Source organism: Streptomyces sp. NPDC055103 (assembly GCF_053607625.1).
The window spans coordinates 41,013-50,937 of the sequence record NZ_JBSGTX010000064.1; the positions used below are offsets into that span (position 1 = coordinate 41,013).

General features: G+C 72.4%; 4 protein-coding genes and 1 pseudogene. 1 reads left to right on the forward strand and 4 read right to left on the reverse strand.

Annotated elements, in window-relative coordinates; translation table 11 throughout:
- Positions 1–79: 79 nt before the first annotated feature.
- Both ACWFR1_RS31315 and ACWFR1_RS31320 read right to left on the reverse strand, forming a co-directional pair.
- Positions 80–1,426 carry a hypothetical protein gene (locus ACWFR1_RS31315; protein ID WP_453557158.1) on the reverse strand — a complete coding sequence of 449 codons (1,347 nt, stop codon included), beginning with the start codon at positions 1,424–1,426 and terminating at the stop codon, positions 80–82.
- 125 nt (positions 1,427–1,551) lie between these two features.
- Positions 1,552–5,271, reverse strand: coding sequence for a choice-of-anchor D domain-containing protein (locus ACWFR1_RS31320; RefSeq protein ID WP_453557160.1), 3,720 nt, complete (start codon positions 5,269–5,271; stop codon positions 1,552–1,554).
- Positions 5,272–5,513: 242 nt separating this feature from the next.
- Between ACWFR1_RS31320 and ACWFR1_RS31325 the strand changes: the two genes are divergently transcribed.
- Positions 5,514–6,947 carry a chondroitinase-B domain-containing protein gene (locus ACWFR1_RS31325; protein ID WP_453557162.1) on the forward strand — a complete coding sequence of 478 codons (1,434 nt, stop codon included), beginning with the start codon at positions 5,514–5,516 and terminating at the stop codon, positions 6,945–6,947.
- Between the two features lie 105 nt (positions 6,948–7,052).
- On the opposite strand, the pseudogene ACWFR1_RS31330 reads toward ACWFR1_RS31325, so the two are convergent.
- Both ACWFR1_RS31330 and ACWFR1_RS31335 read right to left on the reverse strand, forming a co-directional pair.
- A pseudogene (locus ACWFR1_RS31330) lies at positions 7,053–7,997 on the reverse strand (TIGR03564 family F420-dependent LLM class oxidoreductase).
- A gap of 157 nt (positions 7,998–8,154) precedes the next feature.
- On the reverse strand, positions 8,155–9,729 hold the full coding sequence (locus ACWFR1_RS31335) for a carbohydrate-binding protein (protein ID WP_453557164.1): 1,575 nt from the start codon (positions 9,727–9,729) through the stop codon (positions 8,155–8,157).
- Between the last annotated feature and the right edge of the window lie 196 nt (positions 9,730–9,925).

The following is a 9,925-nucleotide window of genomic DNA, read 5'->3' on the forward strand; positions in this document are numbered from 1 at the left end:
GCGCTGACGCTTGAAGGGCGGACGCGCTGACGACCGAACGACGGCCGCGCTGACACCCAAGCGGCGGACGCGACGACACCTAAGGGTGCGAGAACACGCCCACCATCCGGGTGCCCGGATTGCTGCTCAGGCCGACGATCGCGCCCCCGTCGGCCCGGTTCGCCCGCGCGTGCGTCCCGGCGTACCTGTCGTCGGTGAGGAAGACCCCCAGGACCGCGATCCAGTCGTCGACCGCCCCCGTCGCCGGGTCGTAGACGGGCTCGGCACGCGGGACGACCCGCTCCTGGGCCACGTACCCGCCGTGCTCGACCGCGACGGACAGCGCCGCCTGCCAATCGGCCTCCGTGCTCTCCCAGCCGACGAACGTGTCCAGACCGCCGTACCCGGCCCCGGGCTTGAGGATGAGCTCCTCCCGCCGCTCCCGGCAGAGGTCCACGATCTCCGCGACCCCGGCCGGGCCGGCGGCGCTCACCGTGCGGCTCCACGGCAGCAGCCGCTCGACCAGGGCCCGCTCGTCGGCGTCGAAAGCCCCGCTCCACCGCGGGTCGGTGAGCAGCGACAACGCGCTCTTGTTTCCGTAGAAGCCGCTCTCCAGGGTGGTGAACAGCACGGTCCTGCCCGCCTCGTGGGCGCGGAAGAACGGCTCCGCCACCTCGGGACCCGCCGGATCCTCCAGAAGCTGACTGGCCGCGAAGTTCCGCACGACCAGGTCGAGCGGGGTCCCGTCCAGCGTCAGCTTGCCGTCGGCCCGGGTGCGTACGTCCCCGACCTCGCCGACCCGCACGTCCAGACCGTGCACGGCCATCGCCTCCTGCGTGGCGACCATCATCCGACCGTACGCGGCGACCCCGCCGCGCCCCTCGATGAGCCCGACGACCGGCTCCGCGCCGCCCGAGAGCGCCGGCTTCGCCCGCTCGCGCAGCACGGCCGCCATCCGGGCCCCGATGTCGACGTGATCGAGCCCGTGCTTCCGTGCGAACTCCCCGAACTCCGGTACAGCGAGCAGCCCTTGGTTGAACACGGCGAGCTCAAGGCCCCCCACCTCGCTGCCGAGGTTGAACTCCAGGAGCTTGTACGAGGTGCCGTCGTGGTACGCGTCGGCGCGGCCCAGCCGGTCGGGAATCCCGGATCCGCCCCGGCTGAGCAGCGACACCAGCCGGGGGTCGATTCCGATGGCCGCCCCGTACCGCTCCATGTCGCCGTCGAAGATCCGCCGCGGCAGCGACACCAGGAGGTCGAAGAGGCCTCCCAGGTCCCGCGCGAAGGCCTCCGTCTCGGCGGCGTCCACGAACCAGGGACGGTGCAGCAGGTGCGACCGCCAGGCCTTCTCGAAGGCCGGGGGGAAATCGGCCCGGGCGACGGCCTCGCCGAGCGCGCCCTCCCCGTGCAGGCACTCGTCGACGAGTATCCGGCTCAGTTCGGTCATGTGTATCGCTCGCTTCACGGAAGAGATCGGGTACGTGCTCCGAAAGGCGAAGAAGACTACCGCGCCTGTCCAGCATGCGGACAGGCGCCGGGTCGCCGCCCCTTGGGGCCGTCCCGGTACCTCGCTCAGTACCCGACGCGGACCCCCGTCACCGTGTGACGATCCGTCAAGCCACCGGTCGCGCCACTGAATCCGACCAGGACGTTCTTCGGCAGCGACACCGCCACGTCGATGACCTGCACCCCGTCGACGAGGACGAGGAGACGCCCGGCGGCGGTCACGTTCACGTCGATCACATGACTGCCCGTACGCAGCGCGGGGACCGCGGTCGAGGTCGCCGCGTACCGCAGCGTGGACGCCGAACCGCTCGTGGCCACGCCCACGAAGTTCGACGACGGCTCGCCGGGATTGCGGAACGTGTCCAGGGCGACGGCGATCCCGGGCAGCCCGCTGTAGCCGAGCCCGCCGCCCCCGTAGCCCAGCGCCTTCGGCGTGGTCCGGGTCGCGTCGAGGAGGAGCAGGGCGAGCCCGTCGGCGCCGGTGCCGCCCGAGAGCGTCGCGGTGAAGCGGGCCCGCAGCCGGGCCGACGGCACCGCCGTGGCCTGGATCGCCGAGCCCTTGACGTACGTCTGGACGGGGTTGAGGACGAGGCTCGTGCCGGACAGGGCGGCGGCGCCGTTGTACGTCCAGCCGTTCGGGCCCGGCGGCGGCAGCGCGTACGAGGGCGAGGTGATCGCCGCGCCGCGCACCGCGTGGATGTCGGTCAGGCCCCCGGTCGCCCCCGTGAAGGCGAGCAGGGCCGCGGGAGGCAGTGAGGCCACCGTCGTGCGTAGGCGCTGGGTGCCGTCGACGGAGACCGTGACCGTCTTGCCGGTGACCGCGACGGTGACCGTGTGGGTGCCCGCCCGCAGGTTGGGCACGCTGGTCGTCGTCGCCGCGTACGTGAGGGCCGAGCCGCTGCCGCCGGTCGCGACACCGACGAAGTTGGCCGCCGGGTCCCCGGTGTTGCGGAACGTGTCGAGGGCGACGGCCACGCCCGGGAGCCCGGCGTAGCCGAGGCCGCCGCCGACGGCGCCGAGCGCGGTGGGCGTCGTCCTGGCCGGGTCGAGCAGGGCGAAGGTCAGACCGTCGGCGCCGGTACCGCCGCCGATCACCGTGGTGAACGAGGCCTTGAGACCGTCGGTGAGCACCGGGACGGGCCAGACCGCCGAACCCCGCTGGGAGGCGCTCGCCCGAGTGAGCTGGAGGTCGTTGCCGGAGATCGCGGCGGCGCCGTTGAGCCGCCAGCCGCCCGCGCCCGGCGAGGGCACGGTGACCCCGGTGCCCGCCACCCCGGTACCGGTCAGCGCCTCGTTGCGCGGGCCCCGCCCGTCGTCCGAGGTCAGCTCGTACGCGGCCGTCACCGCGCCGATCGAGGTGGGCGAGAAGGTCACGGCCTGGTGGACCACGTCCTCGGGGCCGAGGACCTGGCCCTCACTGATCGGGTTCGTGACGTGGAAGGGGGCCGCGGGCGGCTTCGCCTTGGTGATGGTGAGCGGGATGTTGCCGGTGTTGCTGATGTCGAAGGTCCTCGTCACCGACTGGCCGACCTTCACCTCGCCGAAGGCCGTCGAGGTGGGCGTGACGGTGAGCTCCGCACGCCCGGTCACCGCCGTGCCCGTCACGGCCACGGACGCCGTGCCGTTCGCGCCGCCGACGGCGAGCGTTCCCGTGTGCTCTCCGGCGGCCGTCGGGGCGTACACCACCTGCACGGTGACGGACTGCCGGGGTCGCACGACCGTGCCGACGGCCGGCGGGTCCGCCGCGCTGAACGGTGCACCCGGGAGGGAGACCGACGAGATCGTCTCGTCCGCCGTCCCCGTGTTCGTGAACGTCACCCCGAGCGACTTGCTCGTCGTGGTCGGCACCGTGCCGAAGCCGAGCGCGCCCGGCGAGGCGAGGAACCCCGGCCGGGTGCCGTAACCGGTCAGCCCGAGCGCGCTGTCGCCCAGATCGGTCGCGAAGGTCAGCGCCGAGGTGTCCGGGCCGGGAGACGTGGGCGAGAAGGCCACCCGCGCGGTGTGGGTCTCGCCCGCCCGCAGCGTGCGCGGCAGCCCGGCGGAGGTCGCGGAGAACGGACCTCCGGCCGGTGTGCTCACCCCCGTGATCGTCACGTCCCGGGTCGCCGTGACCGTGGCCGTGACCGTCCCCGTCGCCCCGACCGCCACCTCACCGGCGTCCACCGGCTCACCCGTCAGGGCGCTGTTGGCCGGCCGTCCGAAGGCCAGCACATGACCGTCCCGGGTGCCCACGTAGATCCGCCCGCCGTCCGTGGCCGGCACGGCGAACTTCGACGCCACCCCGATCGGCGCCGACCAGCGCAGCCGCAGCGACCCGTTCACGGGCACGGCGTCGTACGCGCGCAACTGCCCGTTGGCGCCGCTCGCCCCGTCCGCGGCGATCGCCCACACCAGCGCCGACCCCGCGTTCGTCCCCGTCGAGGTGATCACCGGAGAGCCCGAGGTGTAGCCGAACCGCTGCGCACCGCTGCCCGTGTTGGTCAGGCCCGGCATCCCCGAGCCGGTGAGCCCGTACGCGAACGCCCGCAGCGGACCGCCGCTGCCGATCGTGTACACGTAACCGCCCTGCCCGCCGTACACGGCGGGATGCCCCCAGACCCCCTCGTACGGGCCGAAGGCGCCGAGCACCTTGTCGGTACCACCCGGGCCCTGACTCCGGCCGCCGAGGTCGTCCCGGTCGAGCAGGAACAGCCGCCCGTCCTTGCCGATCTGGACAAGGAGGCGCGGATGCCGGCTGGTCCCGAAGACCGGGCCCGGGAGAGCCACAGGACCGCCCGAGCCGAGGTCGGTGTCGTTCAGGTCGAGCTGGGAGGCGTTGGCGGGACTGAAGAAGTCCTGCGCCGACATCGTGCCGTCGCTGTTCACCCCGAGCCGGACCACCGACTCCGCGAGCTGCCCCGGCGGCAGGCTGCCGGGACCCGGCGCGGGGGAGACCCCGTTGCCCGTCGAGAAGAGGATCCGGCCCGGGCCGTCGGAGACCAGACCGCCACCGCTCATCCAGATCCCGGCCATGCCGTTGGCGGAGGAGTCCTCGGTGGCCCACAGCGTCGTCCGGCGCGTCGAGGTGCTCACGCCCAGCACGTACCCGACGTACGGACCGCGGTCGCAGTGCGAGGCGAAGGCCGCGTAGACGGAGCCGCCCATCAGGAGCAGCCCCGGCCGCTGCCCCGCCGTGTACGGATTGAACGCCCGCCCCGGGTCGTTCACCGGCGCGCCCGCCACCTTCACCGGCCAGCCCGCGCGCTCGGCCCCGGTCACCGGATCCAGCGCGTGCACGTACCAGTTGGGGTGCTGGAGGTCGGGACCGTCGTTCACCTTGGACGTCAAATACACGGCGTTCGTCGCCGGGTCGTACACCGGGGTGGCCGTCACCCCGATGTTCGGCACGAGGTCCCCGCAGCTGATCGCCGAGGCCGGCCAGGGGGCACCCAGGTCCTTGGTCCAGCCGATGGCCCCGGTGGCCGCGTCGATCCCGTACACCTTGTTGTTCTCGGTGGCAGCGACCAGCGTGCGTCCCACGACCAGCGGCTGCGCGTACACCTGGCCGTCGACGGTGGTCGAGAACTGGAGGCCGAAGTCCGAGCTGGACACCTGGTCGGGGGCGAGACCGGGCTCGTCCCGGTCCCAGCCCGTCCGCAGGTCGTCGTGGGAGATCATCGTCTGGTCGGCGGGGAGCGCGCCGCGCACCACCGGCGCTTCGGCGGCGGCCGGAGCCGTGGCCCCGACCCCGCCCACCGCCAGGCACATCGTCAGCAGTCGGGCGATCGCCCTGCGTCGGCCGGCCATCTCTCCCCCTTCACCTGGTCGAGCGGACGAATGGCCGAACGGGCCCGGAGACCGGGGCGCTCCGCCGGGGCCATCGTGAACCGGCCCCCGAGGGCGAACGGGCCGCCGCTCGCCCCCGCCCCCGAGGTCCACCCGATCGGCCGCCGTTAGCGGCGCGTAAGCGGAACGCCAGCGACCGGCCCGAAGCTGGGGGAGTTGCCGTACCGTCCGGACGGCAACGGGGGAAGACTTCAGGAGGCATCATGCGGCGTCGCGCGTTTCTCAAGGGCGGACTGCTGGGAGCGGCGGTCGCCGCCGTGCCGCTCGAAACGCTGCTCGCGACCGGTGCGTCGGCGGCCACGGAGACACGGGTCACCAGCCTGACCGGACTCCAGAGTGCGATCGACCGGGCGGTCGCCGGGGACCGGATCGTCGTCGCCGCCGGCACGTACACCGTCCCGTCCGGCACCGCGATCACCGTCTCCGGCCGGAACGGCACGAGCAGTGCCCCCATCACCATCGTCTCCGAGTCGCGCGGCGGCGCCGTGCTCCAGGGCGAGCGCAGCTTCGTCCTCAGCAACTCCAGCAACATCGTCATCAGTGGTTTCGCCGTGCGGCAGAGCACCACCCTGGAGATCCCGGCGGACAGCCCGCGCGTCCGGCTCACCCGCAACGACTTCCGGTTCGCCGACATCAGCGGCCTCGACTGGGTCGTCGTCCGCGGCGACGACGCCAAGATCGACCGGAACCACTTCCACGACAAGACCACCGAGGGCATCTTCGTCGTGGTCGACGGCCCCGGCACGACCGCCATGGCCCAGCGCCTCCAGCTCTTCAAGAACCACTTCTCCGACCACAGCTACACCGGAGCCAACGGCGGCGAACCGATACGCCTCGGCGTCAGCGGCCGCGCGCTCTCCAGCGCGCACGCGATCGTGGAGTACAACCTCTTCGAGCGGTGCGACGGCGACCCCGAGGCCGTCTCCGTGAAGTCCTCCGACAACACCGTCCGGTACAACACGATCCGCGACAGCCGCGGCGGCATCGTGCTGCGCCACGGCAACCGCTCCACGGTGGAGGGCAACCACGTCGTCGACGGCACCGACGGCGTACGCGTCTACGGCAACGACCACCTCGTCGTCAACAACTACCTCGCCGGACTCTCGGGCCGCGCCCTCGTCATCGGCAGCGGCTCCACCCGCGACCACCACGCGGGCGAGACCACCGAGGAGCGGCGCGGAAACGACGCGTGCGACCGCGCGGTGATCGCGCACAACACCCTGCGCGGCAACAGGAGCACGCTCTCGGGCGAGACCCGGGAGTACGCGCCCCAGGACGTCGTCGTCGCCGACAACATCCTGGTCGGCGACGTCGGCAGCCTCGTCGCGATGGGCGCGACCACCGGCTTCCTCTGGCAGAGCAACATCCTGTGGGGCTCCGCGGCCGACGGGAACCTGCCCACCGCGGGCTACGTCCGCGTCGACCCTCGCCTCCAGCAGGGGTCCGACGGCGTGTTCCGCCTCGCCGCGGGCAGCCCTGCGATCGGGGCGGCCACCCTGACGGGCGTGACCGTGGCCGAGGACCTGGACGGCCACAGCCGTGGCTCCGTGCGGGACATCGGCGCCGACGAGTACACGACCCTGGCCCCGGTCCGCCGCCCCCTGACGACCTCCGACGTGGGCCCTCACGCCTCCTGACGGAGGGAAGCGAGGGCCGAGGGGGTGATGCCGGGGGGCTTCACCCCCTCGTGCCCGACGCCTCGGCGCCGGACCCCCTCGTGTCGGAGTTCTTGGTGCCGACGCCTACGCGCCGGACTTCTTCGTCTCGGACGCCCTCGACAGCTCGCCGAGCAGCTTCCATGTGCGGCTGCGGTCGGCCTCGCCGCCCAGGTCCGTCGCCGTGAACACCACCTCCGTCGCCCCCGCGTCGAAGTAGCGCCGCACCTGCGCGGCGACGGTCTCCTCGTCGCCGATCACCGCCAGGTCGCCGGCCAGTTTGCCACCGGAGCGTTCGATGACCCGCTGGTAGGAGGGGATCCGCTCGTAGAGCGTGAGGGCCTCCGTCGCCTTCTCCCGCACGGCCCCGGCGTCGGCGGTGACCACGCCGGTCACGATGGCCACGATCCGGGGCGCCGGCCTGCCCGCCGCCGCCGCGGCGGCGGGCACGGCGGGGACGATGTCCTCGGCGAGCGCACGCGGTCGGCCAGGAACGGCAGGACGCCGTCGGCGAGTTCACCGCCGCAGGGCCTGCGGCCCCATCGCGGCGACGAGCAGCGGGACCGTCGGCCGGGCCCCGGGCACGGCCGCCGGCCACGGCGTCGTGGCGGTCAGCAGCTCGCCGTGGAAGTCGGCGGAGCCCGTCTCCAGCAGCGGACGCAGGGCGGTGAGGAACTTCCGGAGCCGCTTGACCGGCCGCTCGTACGGGATGCCGAACCCGTCCTCGGTCAGGTGCTTCGTGCCGAGGGCGATCCCGAGGTGGTAGCGCCCGCCGGTGGCGGCCTGCGCGGTCTGGGCCTGACTGGAGACGATCAGCGGGTGACGGCCGAAGACGGGTATCGCCGCCGTCCCGACCTGCAGTCCGGGCACCTCGCGCCCGACGATCGCGGCGAGCGACGGGGAGTCGTACGCGAAGGACCGGCCGAACCACGCCGAGTGCACTCCGGCGTCGCCGGCCTCCTGGGCGAGGCGCACGGTGTCGTCGATCGGGAGCTGGCGGGTGGTCGCGCTGAGGACTGCTCCGAGAGTCATGTCAGGGCCAACTGGCCTGTCGCACAACGTCATTCCCGCTGCCGTACGACAGCCGTGTGTCGGCTTCGTGAACGCCGCACGGGAGCGGGAGCCGTGGCAGGCCCGTCACCTACAAAGTGACGGGCCTGCCACTCCCACCGGATGACCGGCCTGCCGCCTACAGGGTGACCGGCCTGCCGCCGAGGGTCACGGCGAGCCGTCCGTCCGTGGCGTACGACCAGCTCAGGGCGCCGGAGTACGTGGCGCACCGGGAGCCGTTCGTACCGGACCAGAACTGGTTGGATCCGTCGACGTCACCGATCGTGCGGTCGTTCGTGCCGCTGGCGCTCCGGCACGAGGTGTTGTTCCGGAAGACCGAAGTGCCCGCGTCGAAGGAGTAGTTGCGCTGCGCGTTGTCGATGCTGAGGTTGTTCGACACGGCCATGCTGCCGGGGTTGCTGTTGTAGGTGAAGCCGTGCTTGCCGTTGCGGAAGGCGATGCTGCGCCGGACCACGTGGTCGACCGCGATGTCCTCGCCACCCAGCTTGTAGCCGTTGCGGTCGCCGCTGGCGTTCTGGGTGCCGTCGGAGAGTGTGCCGTTCTCGTAGGCGAGGGAGTCCTCGATCGTGACCGTTCCGATGGGTCCGGTGTCGGTCTTGGTGTAGAGGTCCCAGCCGTCGTCGATGTTGTGATGGGAGACGGCGTAGCGGAAGACGTTTCCGGGGCCGACCGTGAGCTTCGCCGCGAAGCCGTCGGCGTCCTCGCCGTCGGAGTCGGCGTTGTCGTGCGACTCCGCGCTCAGGACCAGGTTGCGGGAGGGCCACTGGCTCTGGGGGGTGGTGGAGGCGATCCGGGAGAGCTGGAGTCCCGAGTCGCGGTTGAAGCGCGTCACCGTGCGCTCGATGACGTTGTCGCTGCCGCCGACGAAGATGCCGTTGTCGCCGGCCCGCTCGACGGTGATCCCGCTGACGTGCCAGTAGGAGCCGTTCAGGGCGAGACCGCGGTTCGCCGGGTCCTCGGTCATGGCCGAGAAGTTCAGTACCGGCTTCTCGCCGGGGTAGGCGGAGAGCTTCGTGCGGGCGGCGGCCGTGCCGTTGGTCCCGGCGGGGACGGTGATCGTCTGGGAGTGGTTGTACGTGCCGCCGCGCAGGTAGATGGTGCCGCCGGAGGTGACACGGGCGATGGCGGAACTCAGCGTGGTGGGAGCGGAGATGGTTCCGGCGGCGCCGTCCGTGCCGTTCGGCGCCACGTACAGCGCGCTGCCCGACGGCGGGGTCGTGGTGCCGGCCGTCTCGACGTCGAGCCGGTCGATGTTGGGCAGGCCCGCGGCGCTGGTCGGGTTGAACCGGACGGTGTTCGCGCCCGCGTTCACCGGCACCGAGAACGTCTTCGTCGCCCAGGTCGTCCAGGCTCCCGTGGCCTCGTACGAGGACGACGAGACCGCCGACCCGTTCACCGTGAGGGCGGCGGGTCGCGCGGTGGTGGTGCCGTTGGCGTAGCGGACCGTGAGGGTGGCGGTGCCCGCGGCCGGGGCGTTCACGGTGAACTGCGCGTAGGCGCCCACCGCGTTGGTGCCGTTGCAGAATCCGGTGCCGGTGAAACCGGCCCAGTCGGAGTCGATGGTGCCGGTGCAGACCGCGGGCGAGGTCTCGGCCTCGTAGGCGGTGGACGCGGCCTGCGCCGTCGTCCCGGTCAGGGCGACGAGTGTGCCGGCCAGCAGGCTGACGCACGCGATGACGGGTCCCGTTCGCATCGTGGCTCTCCAGTGTGAGGGGCTGAGGGGAGTGAGGGGGATTGGTGCGGGTCGATGAGGCTGATGACGGCTCAGAAAGCGCTTTCCGTGGGACGCTAGAGGCAACGCCGTTCAGTTAAGGGTGGGGGTTGTTCGTCAAGGCCGGTGAACGAGGCAGCGGAGCTGCTGTAGAAGAGGGTTGTCCTCCAAGACATCC